Raw genomic sequence first — 19,778 nt, 5'->3', positions numbered from 1 at the left:
TGTTTGATTGTTAAAAAATAAAAAGGCCACTTCTATTGAGTGACCTTAAACTACTTCCATCTAATCCTCTACATACTGATCATTAGCTGCTTGTAATGCGAAGATATAGAATAAGACTGATATTATAATTAATGAAATGATACCGATATCCCATCCTCCTAATAAATCATGTAAAAATCCTATTAAGAATGGTCCTATTGCTGCGATAAAGTAACCGACTGATTGTCCAAATCCTGATAAGGACATACTGCCTGCGTTTGTTCTTGCTCGAATTGAAAAGAAGGTCATGCATAAGCTAAATCCTGCTCCCATTCCAAATCCTGCTATTATAATTCCAACGATTAATACTATGTATGATTGACTAAATAATAAACTAAATCCTAGTATAAACAACATACTTACTATCGTAACGAGTAATTTTTGGTTTTGCATTTTTGATGCGATTATTGGGAATATAAACGTCATTGGTACTTGTGAAAATTGATTTAACATTAATAAATAGCCTGCTGCTGTTGGTGACAATCCTTTGTCTATTAGAATGGTTGGCATCCATGCTATAACTGTATAAAATACCATTGATTGCATTGCCATTGTTAATGCAACCACCCACGCTAATTTAGATGTAGACATTCTAACTTTCGGTCCTTGAACTTTATTTTGCATTTCTTTAGTTGCTTGTACTTCTTGTTGTTTTCCACTTTTAACTTGTGGTATCCAAAATATAATGGCTAATATAGTTAAAACAACCCAGAATGATAGTGATAATCGGAATCCTAATGGTGTTATTTCAGATAGTGGATAACTTAATCCCCCACCTAACCCGGCTGTGAAATTCATTGTTGCACTATATACGCCAGTAAATAATCCTATTTGTAATGGGAACCTCCATTTCACGTAACTTGGTAAGCAGACATTTCCAAATGCGATAGCTACACCTAACAGAATTGTTCCTATTATAAATAATCCTATATCTCCTGAGACACGTAATAACAAACCTATTAAAAGTATCACTAAAGAATAAAGAATGGTACTAGACATCGTTAATTTCGTAACGATTTTAGATACCATTGGCGAAACGAACCCAAACAATATTAATGGAATTGTTGTTAAAAATCCTGCTAGACTATTACTAATTTCTAAATCTGATTTAATCAATTCTATTACAGGTCCAACTGAGGTTAATGGTGCTCTTAATGTAGATGCTACAAATATCATGCCAAATAAAATCAACCATATATCTTTAAATTTATATTTCTTAATATTATTTTCCAATTTTTTCACCGCCGTGATTATCTTTTATAATTACAATACTACATGAAAATAATTGAATTAATAGATTAAAATTATTTACGTATACAAAAAGAGGCTGGACAAATTAATTGTCTCAGCCTCAAACATTGTAATAACAGTATCTGACTGCTCTTTGTTGTTTAATATTTTATTTATAGATTAAAATTGTTCAGATAGAATTTTTTGCTCTAAGAAGTTAAGCATATAATCCGGGCTACCTGTCTTAGCGTCTGTTCCGGACATTTTGAAACCACCAAATGGGTGATAACCAACTACTGCTGAAGTACAACCTCTATTCAAGTATAAGTTACCAACATCATAATCTTCACATGCTTGTCTCCAATGCTCACGATTATTTGTAATAACTGCACCTGTTAAACCATAGTCAGTATCATTTGCTACTTCTAACAATTCTTCAAAGTTGTCACATTTTGTGAAGCCAACAACTGGACCGAAAATTTCCTCTTGCATAATTTGGTCGCTTGATTTCAAATCAGAGATGATAGTTGGATGAACAAAGAATCCTTTGCTATCGTCCGTTTTACCTCCGACTTCAAGCTTACCTTCTTTACTACCAATTTCGATATAATTTTTAATTTTGTCGAATTGTTTTTGGTTAATAACAGGTCCCATATAAACATCAGAACCGCCTTCAGTATGTTTAATTGAAAGTTCTTTTGTTAATTTGATTGATTTCTCTAGAACTTCATCATAGACATCTTTATGCACTATTGCTCTAGAACAAGCTGAACACTTTTGTCCAGAGAAGCCAAATGCTGAATCTACAATTGCTTGAGCAGCTAAATCAGTATCGATATTTTCATCGACAACAATCGCATCTTTACCACCCATTTCAGCAATGACACGTTTCAAGAAGTTCTGTCCTTCTTGAACTTTAGCAGCTCTTTCAAAGATACGTGTACCTGTAGCTCTTGAACCAGTAAATGTTACAAAGTGTGTATCTTTATGATCTACTAAATAGTCTCCTATTTCTTTAGGATCACCAGGTACAAAGTTAACGACACCTTTTGGAAGTCCCGCTTCTTCTAAAATTTCAATAAGTTTGTACGCGATTAACGGTGTATCTTCTGCTGGTTTTAACAATACAGTATTACCTGCAATAATAGGCGCAACTGTTGTACCAGTCATAATTGCAAATGGGAAGTTCCAAGGTGGAATCGTAACACCAGGTCCCATTGGTTTATAAATATATTGATTATGCTCGCCTTCTCTATCAAAGACTTGCTTACCATGAGCTAATTCCATCATAGAACGTGCATAATATTCAATGAAATCTATTCCTTCATTTGTATCTCCATCTGCTTCATTCCATGGCTTACCTGCTTCATATACCATTAAAGCAGAAAGTTCATGTTTTCTTCTACGAATAATAGCAGAAACTCTAATTAATAATTCAGCTCTTTCTTTAGGAGTCCATTTTCTCCAAGTCTTATAAGCTTCTTTAGCCGCTTCCATAGCTTGATCTACTTGTTCTTTAGAAGCTTTAGAAATTGTTCCTAGTACTTGTTGATGATTAGCTGGATCTACAGATTCATATTTGTCATCTGTAAAAATTTTCTCTCCATTAATAACGAGAGGAATTTCTTTTCCAAATTCAGCTTTAACTTTTTTTAAAGCATCCTTAAAAGCCTGTTGATTCTCTTGATTTGTAAAATCTGTTGCAGGTTCATTGTGAAATTCTACTACCATCCTTCATACCTCCTAAATATATAAACCTAATAAGAGGTCAAATACCTCTTATAGAACATTTTACTATTCTATTTCCAATTTTATCAAGTAAAGGGCTTTCATAAAGAATTATATATTGAAATAAAGGTCAGATGACAGCAGTATAAAGAGTTCTAACGAGCTTGTTTTACGAGTCTTGATCGTTAGAAAAACATACTCATCTTTCTATTGCTTTATGTATTTGTTTAATGTCTTCGGGTGTTGTTTCGCAACAACCTCCTATAATTTGAACACCTTGCGCGATCCATTCTTTTGTTTTTTGAACAAGTAACGCATTCTCTCCTTTACCAATCCAAACTTTTTCAATTGGATCGAACGTTTTGCCACCATTTGGGTATAAAGCGATTACTTGTGGCAATTCGAGCAATCCCTTATTAATTGCTTTCTCTACACTATCAATACTTGAACAGTTAATACCGAATACGGGCACGCGCCCAATGTGTTGTGCGATATACTGACATACTTTTTCAAATTCAGTACCATCTGATAAGTTACCTTCATTATCAACTGTACATGAAATCCAGAAAGTAATATGATCACTATAGTTTGGAATGATATATTCAACTATTGCTTTAATCTCATTAAAATTAGGTACTGTTTCAAATACGAAATCGTATATGCCTCTATTAATTAAAGCGTTAATACGTTCTTCGTGAAAGTGTATGTATTCATCAACTGAAATTTCATATTGCCCTGTATATTCAGAACCATCACTTAAATATGCACCATAAGGACCTAAACTTCCGACTACAACTTGATCATCTGTTACAGCTTCTTTAATATTTTTTACTGCAATTTCAAATAATTGTTCTATTTCTGAAGTTTCTTTACCAATTGCTTTAAATGTAGCAAAACTTGCTTGATACGTACTCGTCAAAATGATATCAGCACCTGCATCAGTAAATGCTTGATGAGCTTGCGTTACTTTATCTGGTTGATTTATAAGTACTTCACTAGACCATAACGAAGAATTCAAATCACATCCATATCCTTCTAATGTTGTCGCTAATCCTCCATCTAACACTAATGCTGTTTTCTGATTTAATTTATCTAGAAGTCTCAATATCCTGACCATCCTTTTTATGATATTTTACAAAGTAAAAAATAATAGCAATTATTGCAAATGGTATTCCAAAGTATAATGCTGGTGATTGGTTAGGATCAAAAAACATCCCTACACATGAAATCAAACATAAGATAAAGCCAATTATCGGTACACTTTGATGTATTTTCAAATGTTTATTTAAGCGTTTAGCATTAAAATAAGATAAACAAATGCTCATCCATACAATTACAACAGCCAATCCTGCAATTGATACAAGCACGATGTATAATGAGTCTGCTGCATAAATACTTGAGAATAATGCTAACAATCCTCCACACATACTGAATATTGTAGCGCGGACTGGCATTTGATGTTTATTTAGCTTTTTAAAATAATTTGGAAACATACCTTCATTGGACAAACTCCATACCATTCTACTTGCAGCATATAGCCCTGAATTAGCAGCAGATAATAATGCCGTAATAATTACCAAATTCATTATGTCCCCGGCATATGGAATACCCATATTTTGAAAAATAACGACAAAAGGACTTTCTAAAGATTTACCTTGATAACTTGGAATTAAAATAGAAATAATAACCATCGTTCCTATAAAGAAGATAATAAGTCTCCATAAAGTAGCATTAATCGCTTTAGGTATGACTTCTTTAGGATTTTTAGTTTCACCAGCAGCAATTCCAATAAGTTCAGTACCACTAAAGGCATAATTGACAGCTAACATCGTTAAAAATACTGCACCTAATCCATTAGGGAAACTAGGATTCGTATATCTAGATTTAATCGTTTCTAGCCCATTATAACCACCGTATTGAATGAGCCCAAATAAAGTTAGTGCACCTAAACCAATGAAAACAATAATAGCTAACACTTTTACTAAAGAAAAATAAAATTCAACTTCAGCATAAAACTTAGTCGACACTATGTTAAAAGCAAGTACAAGTATGATAGCAATACTTGAAAATATGTATACAGGTACATCAGGCAACCACTTACCCATTAAAATACCAACAGCAGTAAACTCAGATCCAAGTGCCACAGTCCAAGTTAACCAATAAAACCAAGCGACGATATAGCCAATAGAAGGATGAATGTATTTAGAAGCGTATACATGAAATCCTCCTGTAACAGGATGTTCAATAGCTAATTGACCTAGACATAACATCACAAGATATACCAAAATCGCACCAACTACATAAGATAACATAGTCCCCAAAGGACCAGCTTGTTGCAAAGTATACCCAGAACTTAAAAATAAACCAGTTCCAATTACACCACCAAAACTTAATAACATGATATGACGTTGCTTCATATCCCGTTTGTACGATTGATTAGACACGATAAACCTTCTCTCTAGAATTAAAAATATCTTTAATTCTATATCTTTCGAATAATTCAGTCAACTTAAAATTTTCTGTAAATAATATATATTGGAAGAAGTTGGGATATGGGTGTCCTTAGTTACACTTCTCATACGTTGTGTGAATATAGATACCCTTGCTTACACTTCTCTCGACTTGTGTGAATATAGATACCCTTGCTTACACTTCTCTCGACTTGTGTGAATATAGCTATCCTTACTTACACTTCTCTCGACTTGTGTGAATATAGCTATCCTTGCTTACACTTCTTCCGACTTGTGTGAATATAGCTCACCTACGACTAAGAGACTAGGACAATTTGATTGTCCCAGCCTCTCTTCCAAAATAAATATCTACACTTAATTTTTAACTTTGTAGTGCTTTTTCCAATTTTTCTTTTATTGTTGCTTTATCGTCTTCAATTGGATTAAATTCAAATTTTTCACCGTTTATGAAGACTGAAGGCACTCCAGTAATGCCTCTTTCAAAGGTTTCTTGATGTATAGCAAGTGATCGATCATCTGCATTTTTTTGTGGGGACAAAGCGAGCTCCTGCTCCATTTTTCTTTCTATCGTCTCAAAATTCAATGTCCATTCTTCTTGTGTTCCATATAGGTGACGTATAATCTCAAATGTTTCTTCAGGGTCATTATAATCCAGATAAATATTAGCGACAGTACCTTTTAGCAGTCTTTGCTTAGTCTTATCAAAGTGTTTAATAATATATTGAACACTTCCATCATTAATATAAGGTTTTAACACTTCATCTGCTGCTGCAAAATAATGAGAACAATATGGACATGCAAAATTTATAAATGCTTCTACTGTTATATTTGCTTCTTTATTTCCTACAGTTAAATGTTGAATTGTTGTCATAACGATTACCTCCTATATGTTGTTATATTAATTTAACCATTTCACCGACTATAATGCTAACGATTATATTCAGAATAGTTAAACAATTTATATTATAAAAACAAAAAAACACCTCATAACAATGTTATGAGGTGTTAAGCTAATAATTTAATATTAGTTTTTGTTAACGTTAACCGCTTGAGGTCCACGTTGGCCTTCTTCGATATCAAATGTAACTGAAGCGCCTTCGTCTAATGATTTGTAACCTTCAGTTTGGATTGATGAGAAATGTACGAATACGTCGTTACCATTTTCTCCTTCGATGAAACCATAACCTTTTTCTGCGTTAAACCATTTTACTGTACCTTTATTCATATAAAAGTCCTCCTGTGTGCTTTTGCACGATATATTTGCAATAATCAATCTTCAAACTTAAATGGACTTTCATTAACAATGAATAAAACTACCAATTAATTTAATCTCGAAATATCACTTGATACTTACTATACATTATAAGTTATAAATTGTAAAGCCTTTTGTTAAATTAAACTTTTATAACTTGCTAGTTCTTATAAATAATACTTATCTATAACCTTTAATTCTTCATCTAATTCGTAAATAAGTGGCGCACCTGTTTTGATTTCTAATTCTGAAATTTCATCATCAGGGATATCTTCTAAATATTTAATAAGTGCTCTTAAGGAATTACCGTGGGCAGATACAAGTGTTGTTTGGTTATTTAGCAAACTTGTTGAAATATGATCTATCCAGAATGGTATTACTCTATTTAATGTATCTTTCAAACTTTCTGATACTGGCATAATTCTTCTATCTAACATTGCGTATCTTCTATCATTTAAATATTCTTCTCGTAATTTTTCATCTGCTTCAGGTGGTTTTGTATCATAAGATCTTCGCCAAGTATGTACTTGTTCTTCTCCAAATTCTTTTCTTGCTTCATCTTTATTCTTACCTTGTAGTCCCCCATAATGACGTTCGTTTAGTCGCCAACTTTTATAAACAGGAATCCATAACTGATGAGAATGTTTTAATAATAAATAAGTTGTCTCAATAGCTCTTGTCAAAAGAGAAGTATATACAACATCGATTTCAATCTTTTGTTTTAATAATTTTTCTCCCGAGATTCGTGCTTCATTATAGCCTTGTTCTGATAACTCAACATCTGCCCAACCTGTAAATAAATTTTGAGCATTCCATTCACTTTGACCATGTCTACATAAAATTAATTTTGGCATATGATTCGCTCCAGTCTATATCATTGTTATTTCTATTGAACCATTAATTCCTTAATTTTAAAAAGAAAAAGAGAAACCACATAATATAAATAACGTTTCAAATTAACTGAATCAGTTCTATAATTAAATTATATATACTCAGATGACGTTAAAGCCATCTTAAATTTTTAATAAAGGGTTTGTTTACTATGATTTCAAAGTTTATTAAAGTCATCTTTCAAATATGCATCATATATTTAATCACAATATTTGGTAGCTGGATTCAGCAAATTCTAGACATTCCGATTGCTGGCAGTATTATAGGTCTTGCTACACTATTCTTGTTACTGCAGTTCAATATTATTAAAGAAGAGTGGATAAAAGATGGTGCAAACTTATTATTAAGCACAATGATCTTTTTCTTTATTCCTTCTATTGTCGGTGCAATGGATTTAGTTGAACAATTTAATTCTCAGTTTATCTTCTTAATTATTTTAGTTATAGCAAGCACTTGTATCGTTGCACTTTGTTCCGGATACGTTGCAGAAAAAATGACAAAATCTAATAGTATAGAAGAAAGTGGTGATAAATCATGATTTTAAAAACATTATTCATGATTCTTTTAACAGTCATCACGTACATATTTGCATTGTATATTCAAAAGAAATTTAAAATCGCAATTCTCCATCCAGCACTCGTTTCTTCTATTGTAATAATATTTGTACTTATTATGTTAAATTATGATTATCAAGACTATATGACTGGCGGTAAATGGATATATAACTTTTTAAACTGCACAGTTGTATGCTTAGCTTATCCTTTATACTTATATAGAAGAATGATTGTGAAACATTTCAAAGTCATTATAACTAGCGTGCTTGTCGGCATAGCTATCAATATCATATTAATATTTACAACATTGAATATTCTAGGTTATTCAAAAGAAATGACAGCATCATTATTACCTAGATCCATTACAGCTGCAGTTGGTGTTCAAGTATCACAACAAATTGGTGGAATAGACAGTTTAGCAGTACTCTTTATTATCGGGACAGGACTTATCGGAAGCATATTAGGCTCATATTTAATCAAGCTAGCTAACTTTCAAACTTCCATAGCAAAAGGACTGACATATGGAAATGCATCACATGCCATAGGAACTGCTAAAATATTAGAAACTGATATTGAGTCAGCTGCATTTAGTTCTATCGGAATGATAATAACAGCGCTTATAAGCTCAATAATCTTACCGTTATTTGTTTTATTAATCTATTAGACATTTGCTGAGTGCTACTTGATGATGATTTACATATTACTTTCATTAAAGTTATATTTTGCTAAAATAAAAGAAAAAGGGGTATTCATATGACATCTCAACAACTAACACAAGAAGAACAAACAGAGCTTATTGAAACATTGAAAAAACGTTTTGAAAAATTTCCAGAACGTCATGAAAACATAGAATGGTCAGACGTAGAAAGTCGATTACAATCTAATCCAGAACAGTTATGGTCACTTAATGAAATGGAACGAACTGATGGTGAACCTGATGTTATTGGGTATGAAGATGATCAATATCTTTTTGTAGATTGTTCAAAAGAAAGTCCTAAAGGTCGTAGGAGCGTATGTTATGACAGAGAAGCACTAGAATCTAGAAAGAAACATAAACCGGAAACAAGTGCTATAGATATGGTAAATGAAATGAAAGTTAGTTTACTTACTGAAGAACAATACAGACACCTTCAAACTCTTGGAGAATTTGATAAAAAATCATCTAGCTGGGTAGCAACACCAGACAAAATAAGAAACCTTGGCGGAGCAATATTCTGTGATTTACGCTACGATACAGTGTTTACCTATCACAACGGAGCTGATTCATATTATGGAGCAAGAGGTTTCCGTAGCATGCTAAAAATATAAACAAAAGCTTCCTTTACAAGTCACAATTAGTGAAAGTAAAGGAAGCTTTTTTACAATACATACCCCTCCCAACCACTCACACCCTCAATCAAACCGGTTATGCTATAACTACTGACAAAATAGAATAAAACACATACTATATAACCAAAGGAGGCAATGGCTATGAAAGATCAATTCAATGTACACTTACAAATTGACTCAACTAAAACGCTAACCGACGTCACCATTAGCACATATGAACAAGAAATTGGTAACAACCTATTAAACTATATACAACAATATGAATCACCTTCCGACAAAATAGGCATCAAAACATCTCAAGGTGTATCACTCATTGCGAAGACTGATATTATTTTTGCAGAAATATTTGATAAACAACTTAGCATTACAACAACAGAAGAAACCATCACAACTAGAATGTCACTCAATGCGTTACAGCAAACTTTACCAAGTCACAAGTTCGTGCAAATTAGTAAATCCTCCATTGTAAACATAGAACATATAACAAAAGTATCTCCATCATTTTCAGGAAACTTGTTTGGAACACTTATCAATAATAAAAAAGTAACGATTTCAAGAAGATACGTTAAAAATTTAAATAAAGCATTAGGAATATAAGGAGGGAAAATCATGAATAAAATATTAAAATCTACCTTACAAGGCATTGGTATAGGAAGTAGTATCATGCTCATATTCATCGCTATATTTAACGTTACAATCGACTTTCTGGATGTCATAAGCGTTTATTTATTTGGAGCCATTTGTGGATTCTTACCAATCGTTTATGTGCTAGATAACCTACCATTACCAATTAAACTCATCATCCATTTAGGAGGAAGCGTAATAGCATTCTTTATACTCTCAACAATAAACCATTGGGTACCATTACAACCAGAACCCTTAATTGGCGCACTTACAATATTCACACTTATCTTTCTTGTCATATGGTTCATATTCTTAATATTCAACGTTCAACAAAGTAAGAAAATTAATACAAAACTTAAAAATATGTAAGGAACCATAATACAAATCTAAAAATATGTAAAAATAGGCTGAGACAAAAATTGTCTCAGCCTTCTCAGCCCTTTTTCACTCTAAAAGTTCCCCAGAAAGGAAACACACAAAAATCAAAAAGTAACCTTCCTAACATTCAATTAGGATAATACTATATTAAATTAGAACTAAATTCTAATAAACGTTGTTGATCATATGAAATACTAAAAATAATTCAACCTATAATTCTTCTCAGAAATCCCTAGAGTATACCAAACTCTATGTAACCTATAAATCACCATATCCTTGAAGAAATGTACGCACTCTATTAAATTAACTGTTTATCTATATATGAGAAATTAAAAAAGAGAGTATTACTAAATCGAAGCTATTAGGAAGGAACCATTCAAATACAAAATCTATATAATCTTTTTACTACATTACAAAATCCTATTTTTCTAATACATTTACAAAATTAATAGCTAATCACATTCTTGATTATTATTTAAATACCTTGTATTATGGTAATCCTTGTCTAAATACAGGCAAATTTCGTTAATTCTACAAACACTAGCATTGAGAGAAGTTGAACTTTGCTTTAATACAAGCAAAGATTTGTTATCTACATGTTTCTTAACGGTAGCTAGAATAAATACCGAATTGAAAAACTCAGTATTATCGCTAAGAGACTCCCCATATCTCTCCTCAATACCACCTAATAAATCATTAACACTTAAATCTTCAGGAACCACATATTCTTCAGTTCTCGATACGCCACCTTTACCATCAGTGATGTATCCCTCTAAGTCACAAAGCTCTAACTTAATTACTTTATACATACATCCTCCTGTTCAAGAGTGAATTATAGGTTACACTTATATTATATATAATCTGATTTTAATGTCAACTATTTTTTATAAACTTTTTATATAATATTTAAAAGATACGTTAGATTAGACATTCTATAGATGATTTATTATGTAACAAGTGTCTACAATTTTAAATTAATATAAGCAATTCTTTCCAACCTTTATCCTTCCCCTTACTCCCTTATCGTTTTATACTATACTCATTACATATTTTTAGGAGGTTATATTATGGCTCAACAAACGAATAGATTTAAGTGGCCGAGTTTTGTGATGGGTGCTTTGTTTTTAATTATTGGTATTGTTATTTTCAGTTTTCCGCTTGAGAATTTTTATACTATTACGTGGTTGATTGGTTTATTCTCTGTTATTAGTGGTGTGCTAGAGATTAGTTTTAGACGTGCGGGTAAGAAAATGATGGGGATACCGAATGGTTGGACGATTGTTCTTGGTGTAATTAATATTATTTTCGGTCTTGTTGTTATGTTCAATTCTGCTGAGAGTTCTGTTTTCTTAATTTATATTTTTGCGATTTGGTTTATTATTAATAATATTGTCGCTATTTTTACTGTTACGCCTATCGAGAAATCTAACAAAGGTTTTCATACTTTATCTATTATTTTAAATATTGTTGGTATTTTTGCAGGTATTGTTTTATTATTCAACCCGCTTCTTGCTGCGGTATTTATTTCATTCATGATTGCTTTTATGTTTATATTATTTGGTATATTTTATGTAATTGATGCTTTAGCTTCTTAATTTTGAATGCTATAGATACTAAAAACCCAGCATGACTTTTGTGTCTGCTGGGTTTTACTATGTTTATAACGACGCTATTTTAACACGCCTTTTATTCTTTGATCTGTTACGATCAGTAATACTTTTCCTTGTTTTATTTCTTCTATATATTTTTCTGCTTCTATTTCAGTTATATTAAGTATTTCTAACTTCCTTAGAAATTCATCTTCTTTATAAGAATAGCCACCAATATCTTTTCTATTGTAATTGATATTTTCTAATTCTGTTTGCTCTACGATTTCTGCTGTGTGTGCTTCGTCTGATGAGAGTATATAAATGTCTTTTTGGCTAATGCCTTGGTCTTTTAATGTGTTGACGTCTGTTTCTAAATCTTTTTCGTTTGTATATACTTTGACTACAGGATTCATCATAATAGCCTCCATTCAATTACTCTGTTTGAGTTTTTAAATTATTATAGCGTTCTTCAGTAATATAGAAGTTACTATTTTCTATTATAAAATCAAAGATTTCTTCTTTAGTTATACCCTCTGGCAATTCATATTTAATCTCAATTCTTTCTTCGTCACTTGAATCTACCTTTTTGATTTGTTCTCGTTTAACGGCTATTGCTCTTTTATTATATTTTAATTTAATATCTGCTTTCCGTTCTTCGATTAATTGTAACCTATCGATTTTGAATGCTGAGTTAATAAGTTCTTTTAATCTTTGTTCTCTTTTACGTACTGTTCTTCTTTTGTTAAAGTCTGATATATATTTCATTCTAACTATGAGATATAAAATTACGATTATAAGTAATGCAATGATAAATAAAAGTGTACCCATCTCTCATCCCACCTTTTATGATATAAAATCATGTAGCATTTTTATTCATACGTATAAAGAGAAACTAGTTATTATTTGTTTTAATTCCCTTTATTATTGTTATTAAACTCGTGTTATTTTAATTTTCTATTTGAACATTCAAACTATTATATGTACAATGAAATTAATAATTAAATAACAGACCACTGGAAGTGCCTTATTAGAGGCTGAGACTAAAGTAGCGACTTTAGGATTCCCAGAACCTGATCCAGTTCATACTGGCGTAGGAAAGTGGCGTATCTAAAGAAGCTAATTTTTGCGCTATTTTTCTATATATGGAAAAATAGCGCTTTTTTATTTGGAGTGATTCAATTGTTTATAGCCATTTCACCGTACAAGCATTTAGTTAATGATGACTTAGATCATTATATAGAGATTTCAAATGATATTGACTTATTATTGCTTAGAGTTCCTATGAGTCGCGATTTATTATGTAACGCGATTGATTATTTGTTAACTCATGGTTTTTCTAAAGACAAATTAATGGTTCATACAGATATTTCTGTTTTTGAATTATATGACTTACACTTTATTCATTTTCGAGAAAATGACGAACAAGCTTTTCTATATAAAGAGTCTCATCCACATATTTCAGTTAGTATGTCGACGCATTCTGTTCATAGTGTTGAACGTGCTAAACATCATCATTTAGATTTTGTATTTTTTGGACATGTCTTTGAATCATCTTCAAAAGAAGGTCTCATTCCTAAATCTGTTGATGAAATCAAGATTGCAACTTCGATTGATATCCCTATTTATGCTATTGGTGGTATCAATCAAGATTCACTTAAAGTACTTCCAGCAGGTTTTCAAGGAATTTGTGCAATTTCATTTTTCAGAGATTGTAGCATTCAAGAAATAGAACATTTAAGGAAGGTGTGGCATGCATATGTATGACGTTATAATTGTCGGTTCTGGTGTAATCGGCATGTCTATTGCACGTGAGTTAATGGACAAAGCACATTTATCTATTGCAGTAATTGATCGTGATATCCCTGGTTTACATGCATCATATAAAGCAGGTGGCATGTTAGGTGCTCAAAATGAATTTGTTCAAGATACAGCACTTTACCAACTCGCTTTACGTTCAAGAGATTATTTTAAAGCTTTAAGCCATGAATTATATAAAGAAACAAACATTAATATAGATTATCAAGAACACGGATTAATCAAAATGGCCGCTTCAGAAGAAGACGTCGAATGCTTAACAGAGCAATTTCATTTTTTAAATGAGCGAGATAGATCTGTAACACCATTAAACAAAAAGGATTTAGACAATCTTTCTAAACATACAATTGAATTTAAGCATCCTACTATATACATCCCTGATGACGGTCAGATTAATGCTTCAAAATATACAAAAGCATTATTAAAATCAATTACCAATAAAGGGATTGAACGATTATATAACACTGAAGTTAAAGCAATCAAACGTTTAAAAGATTGTTATAAAGTTCATACTTCAGATACTATTTTGCTCTCAAAAAAGGTTGTCGTAGCAGGAGGTGCATGGAGTAATAAACTATTAGAAGACTATCAAATTGAGCCGAAATTAACTGGGGTTAAAGGTGAAGTATTGTTATTAAAGAATGAACAGCTTAGTTTGAAACAAACTTTGTTTATAACGAATGGATGCTATATTGTACCTAAACGAGACAATACATTCCTAGTTGGAGCTACAAGTTATTTTGATGACTATTCAGTTGGCACTTCAGCTGAAGGAGAAAAATGGTTAATTAACCAAGCAACATCATATATACCAATATTAAAGGAAAGCAATATCATCCATAAATGGTCTGGTATTAGACCATACACTCATAATGAATGGCCAATTATGGATGAAATAGATCATGGTCTTTTCTTAGTAACTGGACATTATAGAAATGGTATTTTACTTTCACCTATCATTGGAAAGTTACTTTCTGAATGGATTGTTAATGATCAAGCACCATCATTATTAGATGATTTTAAAGTTAAAAGGAGTGTTCAGTTATGAAATGTATGATCAATGGAGATGAATTTAATTTCGACGAAGCATTAACTTTGTCTGATTTACTCCAATCGCTAGAGTTAGATCAAGAAAGAATTATAGTTGAATGGAATGACACACTTATAAAGAATGATCAATTTAGCAATATTCTCGTTAGAGAGTCAGATCGATTAGAACTATTAGAATTTGTCGGAGGCGGATAAAATGTTAAAAATAGGACCATATGAAATTAACTCAAGATTATTATTAGGTACAGGAAAGTTTAAAGACGAACAAACACAATCTGAAGCCATACTAGCATCTGGTACGGAAGTTCTAACTTTTGCAGTTAGACGAATGAATTTATATGATAAATCTTTACCCAATCCTTTAGCTAACGTAGACTTAGAAAAATTCATTACATTCCCTAATACAGCTGGTGCTCATACTGCCGAAGAAGCTGTGCGCATCGCTGAAATTGCGAATCATGCTGGATTATGTAATCTCATTAAAGTGGAAGTAATTGGTGATGATAAAACGTTATTGCCTGACCCAATAGAAACTTACAAAGCATGTGAAATTTTATTAGAAAAAGGCTATATCGTATGTCCATATATTTCATGTGATGTCGTGCTAGCAAAAAGATTAGAAGCATTAGGTGTTCACGCTATTATGCCCCTCGCTTCACCAATAGGTACAGGTAGAGGAATCAATAACCCTCTTAACTTAAGATATATTATAGAACAATCAAGTATTCCTGTTATCGTCGATGCTGGTATTGGTTCTCCGAAAGATGCTTGTTATGCAATGGAATTAGGTGCAGATGCTATTTTATTAAACACTGCTATTTCTGGTGCTAAAGACCCTGTAACTATGGCTAGCGCAATGAAGTTAGGTATTGAAGCAGGACAATTAAGTTATACTGCCGGTAGAATACCTGTTAAATATACTGCACAAGCATCTAGCCCTACTGAAGGTTTAGGTTTCTTATAATGAACCGTTATGAAAGACAAATAAAGTATCAGCACTTTGGAGAACAAAGCCAAAAACAATTACAAAATATAAATATTTTAATCATGGGTGCAGGTGCTCTTGGTAGCCATGTCGCAGAATTATTAGCTCGAATGGGTGCACATAAATTATCAATCATCGACATGGATATTGTAGAACTGTCAAACATACATCGCCAAGCACTTTATGATGAGCATGATGCACAAGCAATGTTACCAAAAGTATACGCTGTAAAAGAGAAAATAAAGCAAATTAATCATAATGTTGAACTAAACGCGATTCATCAGGAAATGACATCAAATAACATTGAAGACATCATTAGCAAAATACAACCTGACATCATAATTGATGGAATGGATCAATTTGATATGCGTTTTTTAATCAATGAAGTGAGCCATAAATTACAGATTCCATGGATATACGGAGCAGCAGTTGGAAGCAAAGGAACTGTATATGCTATAGATTTTACTGGACCTTGTTTGCAGTGCATCCTTAATACAGTTCCACATACTGGTGAAAGCTGTGCAATTAATGGTGTATTACCACCTGTCGTTCAACAAGTAGCAAGTTATGAAGTATCCGAATTATTACGTTTCGTTTCTGGAAATGGATTTTCAAAAAAACTGATTACGATTGATACTTTTGAAATATCTACACGTACTAGGAATATAGATGTTTTAAAAAACAACAATTGTATCGTATGTGAACAAAAAACATATCATTCTTTGAATAATTCTTATCATCCATCAATAGAATCACTATGTGGAGATACATTCTTATTCAGATTTAAACAACAAGCATTTGAATTCGCACATTATTTCCCTGGTCATATTATTAAAGAAAATGATTATGTGAAATTTATTAACTATGCAGACATAAACATGACTTTATTTAAAGACGGTCGCATGAACGTTCATGGAATAAGTACAAAAGAAGATGCAAAGACAATGTATCAACAGTTGAATAAAAGTATAAAATAGCAATAAAAGGACATAATTAAGAGGCTGGACAAATTAATTGTCACAGCCTCTTATCATTATATTGGCAGTAGATTGCCAGTTTTAAAATACGTTTATATCAATCTTTTTTCTGATGGTCAATTATTTCTTTTAGTACTACTGCTTGATTATTTTTTTCATCTTTCGCACTGTATAATAAGACAACCTTTTTATCGCTTTTTTTGTATATTTCTTTTAGTTCTTCTAAAGCTTCTTGTTGCTCGCCAGATTTTAGTTCTTTTTTATATTTTTCTTTAAAGGAAGAAAATTTATCTGGATCGTGATTAAACCATTTTCTTAAAGTGTCAGAAGGCGCAATTTCTTTCAGCCAATGATCAAGGTTAGCTTTATCTTTAGATATACCTCTTGGCCATACTCTATCGACTAACACTCTAATTGTATTTTCTTCTTCACTTTCATAAATTCTTTCTATTTTACAGCTCATCAGTCATCCGCTCCTTTTTACTTTTATAACCTCTTTAACCTTGTTTTAAACCATTAAAGAAAACGCTTAATGTGATATACTATATCTCAAATGGTATGTTTAATTTAAAAGAATAAAATTTAAATATGATGAACGGAGTGATTTTTTCATGACTCAATATGACAACCAGAATTTAAAAGAAAAGTACTTAAATTTATTAGCAGAAAAGTTTGACGAAGAAGAAAAAGTAGCGACTGAAATTATTAACTTACAATCTATATTAGACTTGCCTAAAGGAACTGAACATTTCGTCAGTGATTTGCACGGTGAATATCATGCTTTTCAACACGTTTTAAGAAATGGTTCGGGTAATGTTAGAGCTAAAATTCATGATATTTTTAAAGATACACATTCTGAAGAACAAATTAGTGAACTTGCTGCTTTAGTTTATTACCCAGAAGAAAAACTAAAGCTGATAAAAAACCAATTTGAAACAAAAGCTGATTTAAATGACTGGTACATTGAAACAATTCAACAAATGATCCACCTTATTTCATATGCTTCAAGTAAGTATACGCGTTCTAAATTACGTAAAGCTTTACCAAAACAATTTGTATACATAATCGAAGAACTTTTATATAAAAGTAATGTCTATAATAACAAGACTACTTATTATGAAACAATCGTTCAAAAAATCAACTCTCTTGGACAGTCAGATAAACTCATTACCGGTTTAGCATATACCATACAACAACTTGTTGTAGACCACTTACATGTAGTTGGTGACATTTATGACCGTGGCCCAGAACCTGATAAAATTATGGAAACACTGATTAACTATCATTCAGTTGATATTCAATGGGGTAACCATGATGTACTTTGGATTGGCGCTTATGCAGGTTCTAAAGTATGTTTAGCAAATATATTAAGAATATGCGCACGTTACGATAATCTAGATATAATTGAAGATGCCTATGGTATAAACTTGCGTCCATTAGTCAATTTAGCAGAAAAATATTATAGAGATAATCCTGCTTTTTATCCAAAACAACACGCAGAAAAAAAACTATCTGAAGATGAAAAATTACAAATCACTAAAATTCATCAAGCAATCGCTATTATTCAATTTAAATTAGAAAGTCCAATTATTAAACGCAGACCTTCTTTTGATATGGAAGAAAGATTAGTCCTAGAAAAAGTAGATTACGATAACCAAGAGATTACAGTATATGGTCATACTTACCCACTTGAAAATACATGCTTTGAAACAATTAATCGTGAAAACCCAGCAGAATTAATTGAAGAAGAAGAAGAAGTCATTAATAAATTACTACTCTCCGTTCAAGAATCAGAGAAACTCAAACGTCATATGAATTTCTTAATGAAAAAAGGAGATTTATATTTAAAATATAACGGTAATTTATTGATCCATGGTTGTATACCGGTAGATGAACATGGCAACATGGAAGAAATGGAAATTGACGGCAAGATGTATAATGGACGAGAATTACTTGATCAGTTCGAATATCATATTAGAGAGTCATTTAGCCATAAGAGCGAAACAGATGATTTATCTACAGATTTAATCTGGTATTTATGGACAGGTAAATATTCTTCTCTATTTGGGAAACGTGCCATGACTACATTCGAAAGATATTTCATAAAAGATAAAGCTTCACATAAAGAAGAAAAAAATCCATACTACTATTTAAGAGAAGACAGTGAAATGTGCCGTAAAATGTTGGAAGAATTCAACTTGGACCCAGAACAAGGTCGTATTATAAACGGACATACACCTGTAAAAGAAATAGATGGAGAAAATCCAATTAAAGCAAACGGTAAAATGATTGTCATTGATGGTGGATTTTCAAAAGCATACCAATCTACAACAGGTATCGCTGGCTATACATTACTTTATAACTCATTCGGAATGCAACTTGTAGCTCACAAACACTTTGGTACAAAAGAAAACGTGCTACTAAACGGTGCTGACGAACTATCCGTACGACGTGTTGTAGATGAAGAACTCGAAAGAAAAAAAGTTCGCGATACAAATATCGGAGCTAAGTTACAAGAAGAAATCAATATGTTACAAGAACTTATGTCATATCGATATATAGATTAAAAAGAAACCCGTGAGAGCCACGATAACTACTGGCTCTCACGGGTTTTGCTATATTAAGTATGATTAAAGATGGAGTGGATTTGGATTTGAGTTTGGATTTGGATCTAAATCGCACGATATCTTTGGTGTCTTCGTGCGTTTTATCCGGATTTCACCTGAATCGCACGATATCTCTGAAGTCTTCGTGCGTTTTAACCAAATTTCACCTGAATCGCACGATATCTTTGAAGTCTTCGTGCGTTTTAACCAAATTTCAACCGAATCGCACGATATCTTTGAAGTCTTCGTGCGATTCATCC

Annotated in this window: 23 protein-coding genes and 1 riboswitch; of the genes, 12 read left to right on the top strand and 11 right to left on the bottom strand. The window is 32.0% G+C overall.

Annotated elements, in window-relative coordinates; genetic code table 11:
• Positions 1–60 precede the first annotated feature (60 nt).
• The 7 genes from LQ608_RS10970 to LQ608_RS10940 form a co-directional block, all read right to left on the bottom strand.
• On the bottom strand, positions 61–1,272 hold the full coding sequence (locus LQ608_RS10970) for a CynX/NimT family MFS transporter (RefSeq protein ID WP_239751914.1): 1,212 nt from the start codon (positions 1,270–1,272) through the stop codon (positions 61–63).
• Positions 1,273–1,449: 177 nt separating this feature from the next.
• On the bottom strand, positions 1,450–3,000 hold the full coding sequence (gene pruA / locus LQ608_RS10965; RefSeq protein ID WP_239751913.1) for an L-glutamate gamma-semialdehyde dehydrogenase: 1,551 nt from the start codon (positions 2,998–3,000) through the stop codon (positions 1,450–1,452).
• Between the two features lie 196 nt (positions 3,001–3,196).
• Positions 3,197–4,102 (bottom strand): homocysteine S-methyltransferase, encoded by a 906-nt coding sequence (mmuM, locus tag LQ608_RS10960; protein WP_239751911.1) that lies wholly within the window; start codon positions 4,100–4,102, stop codon positions 3,197–3,199.
• Positions 4,086–5,414, bottom strand: coding sequence for an amino acid permease (locus LQ608_RS10955; RefSeq protein ID WP_275583102.1), 1,329 nt, complete (start codon positions 5,412–5,414; stop codon positions 4,086–4,088). The genes mmuM and LQ608_RS10955 overlap by 17 nt, the downstream gene beginning before the upstream one ends.
• Positions 5,415–5,829: 415 nt before the next feature.
• Positions 5,830–6,339 carry a thioredoxin domain-containing protein gene (locus tag LQ608_RS10950; protein WP_239751907.1) on the bottom strand — a complete coding sequence of 170 codons (510 nt, stop codon included), beginning with the start codon at positions 6,337–6,339 and terminating at the stop codon, positions 5,830–5,832.
• A 153-nt stretch (positions 6,340–6,492) separates the two neighbouring features.
• Complete coding sequence (locus tag LQ608_RS10945) at positions 6,493–6,693, bottom strand: cold-shock protein (protein WP_016913015.1); 201 nt, start codon at positions 6,691–6,693, stop codon at positions 6,493–6,495.
• Between the two features lie 194 nt (positions 6,694–6,887).
• Positions 6,888–7,574, bottom strand: coding sequence for a 2,3-diphosphoglycerate-dependent phosphoglycerate mutase (locus tag LQ608_RS10940; protein WP_239751904.1), 687 nt, complete (start codon positions 7,572–7,574; stop codon positions 6,888–6,890).
• A 188-nt stretch (positions 7,575–7,762) separates the two neighbouring features.
• Between LQ608_RS10940 and LQ608_RS10935 the strand changes: the two genes are divergently transcribed.
• The 5 genes from LQ608_RS10935 (at position 7,763) to LQ608_RS10915 (ending at position 10,487) form a co-directional block, all read left to right on the top strand.
• A complete protein-coding gene (locus LQ608_RS10935) occupies positions 7,763–8,149 on the top strand; it encodes a CidA/LrgA family protein (protein ID WP_078358400.1) in 387 nt (128 codons plus the stop codon).
• Positions 8,146–8,829 (top strand): LrgB family protein, encoded by a 684-nt coding sequence (locus LQ608_RS10930; protein ID WP_239751903.1) that lies wholly within the window; start codon positions 8,146–8,148, stop codon positions 8,827–8,829. Before LQ608_RS10935 ends, LQ608_RS10930 begins: the two co-directional genes overlap by 4 nt.
• A gap of 89 nt (positions 8,830–8,918) precedes the next feature.
• Positions 8,919–9,473 (top strand): DUF4256 domain-containing protein, encoded by a 555-nt coding sequence (locus LQ608_RS10925; protein ID WP_239751901.1) that lies wholly within the window; start codon positions 8,919–8,921, stop codon positions 9,471–9,473.
• 162 nt (positions 9,474–9,635) lie between these two features.
• Positions 9,636–10,091 carry a LytTR family DNA-binding domain-containing protein gene (locus LQ608_RS10920; RefSeq protein WP_239751899.1) on the top strand — a complete coding sequence of 152 codons (456 nt, stop codon included), beginning with the start codon at positions 9,636–9,638 and terminating at the stop codon, positions 10,089–10,091.
• Between the two features lie 12 nt (positions 10,092–10,103).
• Positions 10,104–10,487 (top strand): DUF3021 domain-containing protein, encoded by a 384-nt coding sequence (locus tag LQ608_RS10915; protein ID WP_239751897.1) that lies wholly within the window; start codon positions 10,104–10,106, stop codon positions 10,485–10,487.
• A gap of 461 nt (positions 10,488–10,948) precedes the next feature.
• Here LQ608_RS10915 and LQ608_RS10910 read toward each other — a convergent pair whose 3' ends face one another.
• On the bottom strand, positions 10,949–11,305 hold the full coding sequence (locus LQ608_RS10910; protein ID WP_239751895.1) for a hypothetical protein: 357 nt from the start codon (positions 11,303–11,305) through the stop codon (positions 10,949–10,951).
• Between the two features lie 258 nt (positions 11,306–11,563).
• Between LQ608_RS10910 and LQ608_RS10905 the strand changes: the two genes are divergently transcribed.
• Positions 11,564–12,091 (top strand): HdeD family acid-resistance protein, encoded by a 528-nt coding sequence (locus LQ608_RS10905; RefSeq protein WP_239700429.1) that lies wholly within the window; start codon positions 11,564–11,566, stop codon positions 12,089–12,091.
• 74 nt (positions 12,092–12,165) lie between these two features.
• Here LQ608_RS10905 and LQ608_RS10900 read toward each other — a convergent pair whose 3' ends face one another.
• A complete protein-coding gene (locus tag LQ608_RS10900) occupies positions 12,166–12,501 on the bottom strand; it encodes a YflT domain-containing protein (RefSeq protein WP_237687660.1) in 336 nt (111 codons plus the stop codon).
• Between the two features lie 16 nt (positions 12,502–12,517).
• The gene (locus LQ608_RS10895) at positions 12,518–12,913 is read right to left on the bottom strand and encodes a hypothetical protein (RefSeq protein ID WP_239751893.1); all 396 of its coding nucleotides are present in this window, start codon (positions 12,911–12,913) and stop codon (positions 12,518–12,520) included.
• A 177-nt stretch (positions 12,914–13,090) separates the two neighbouring features.
• A riboswitch (TPP riboswitch) is annotated at positions 13,091–13,199 on the top strand.
• A gap of 65 nt (positions 13,200–13,264) precedes the next feature.
• Between LQ608_RS10895 and LQ608_RS10890 the strand changes: the two genes are divergently transcribed.
• From LQ608_RS10890 to LQ608_RS10870, 5 genes are read left to right on the top strand one after another with little or no spacing between them, the layout of a single operon-like run.
• Positions 13,265–13,849, top strand: a complete 585-nt coding sequence (locus LQ608_RS10890; protein ID WP_275583095.1) for a thiamine phosphate synthase — start codon at positions 13,265–13,267, stop codon at positions 13,847–13,849.
• Positions 13,842–14,948, top strand: coding sequence for an NAD(P)/FAD-dependent oxidoreductase (locus LQ608_RS10885; RefSeq protein ID WP_239751891.1), 1,107 nt, complete (start codon positions 13,842–13,844; stop codon positions 14,946–14,948). Before LQ608_RS10890 ends, LQ608_RS10885 begins: the two co-directional genes overlap by 8 nt.
• On the top strand, positions 14,945–15,145 hold the full coding sequence (thiS, locus tag LQ608_RS10880; RefSeq protein WP_239751889.1) for a sulfur carrier protein ThiS: 201 nt from the start codon (positions 14,945–14,947) through the stop codon (positions 15,143–15,145). Before LQ608_RS10885 ends, thiS begins: the two co-directional genes overlap by 4 nt.
• Before the next feature lies 1 nt (position 15,146).
• On the top strand, positions 15,147–15,914 hold the full coding sequence (locus tag LQ608_RS10875; RefSeq protein ID WP_078358410.1) for a thiazole synthase: 768 nt from the start codon (positions 15,147–15,149) through the stop codon (positions 15,912–15,914).
• Complete coding sequence (locus tag LQ608_RS10870) at positions 15,914–16,912, top strand: ThiF family adenylyltransferase (RefSeq protein WP_239751887.1); 999 nt, start codon at positions 15,914–15,916, stop codon at positions 16,910–16,912. The genes LQ608_RS10875 and LQ608_RS10870 overlap by 1 nt, the downstream gene beginning before the upstream one ends.
• A gap of 97 nt (positions 16,913–17,009) precedes the next feature.
• On the opposite strand, the gene LQ608_RS10865 is transcribed toward LQ608_RS10870, so the two are convergent.
• Positions 17,010–17,375, bottom strand: coding sequence for a DUF488 domain-containing protein (locus LQ608_RS10865; RefSeq protein ID WP_115337104.1), 366 nt, complete (start codon positions 17,373–17,375; stop codon positions 17,010–17,012).
• 148 nt (positions 17,376–17,523) lie between these two features.
• Between LQ608_RS10865 and LQ608_RS10860 the strand changes: the two genes are divergently transcribed.
• A complete protein-coding gene (locus tag LQ608_RS10860) occupies positions 17,524–19,479 on the top strand; it encodes a fructose-1,6-bisphosphatase (RefSeq protein WP_239751885.1) in 1,956 nt (651 codons plus the stop codon).
• Positions 19,480–19,778 lie beyond the last annotated feature (299 nt).

Origin of the sequence: Mammaliicoccus sp. H-M34 (genome assembly GCF_022386495.1) — a bacterium.
In the GTDB taxonomy this organism is placed as follows: domain Bacteria; phylum Bacillota; class Bacilli; order Staphylococcales; family Staphylococcaceae; genus Mammaliicoccus; species Mammaliicoccus fleurettii.
This window is presented reverse-complemented; position numbering and strand designations above follow the sequence as displayed.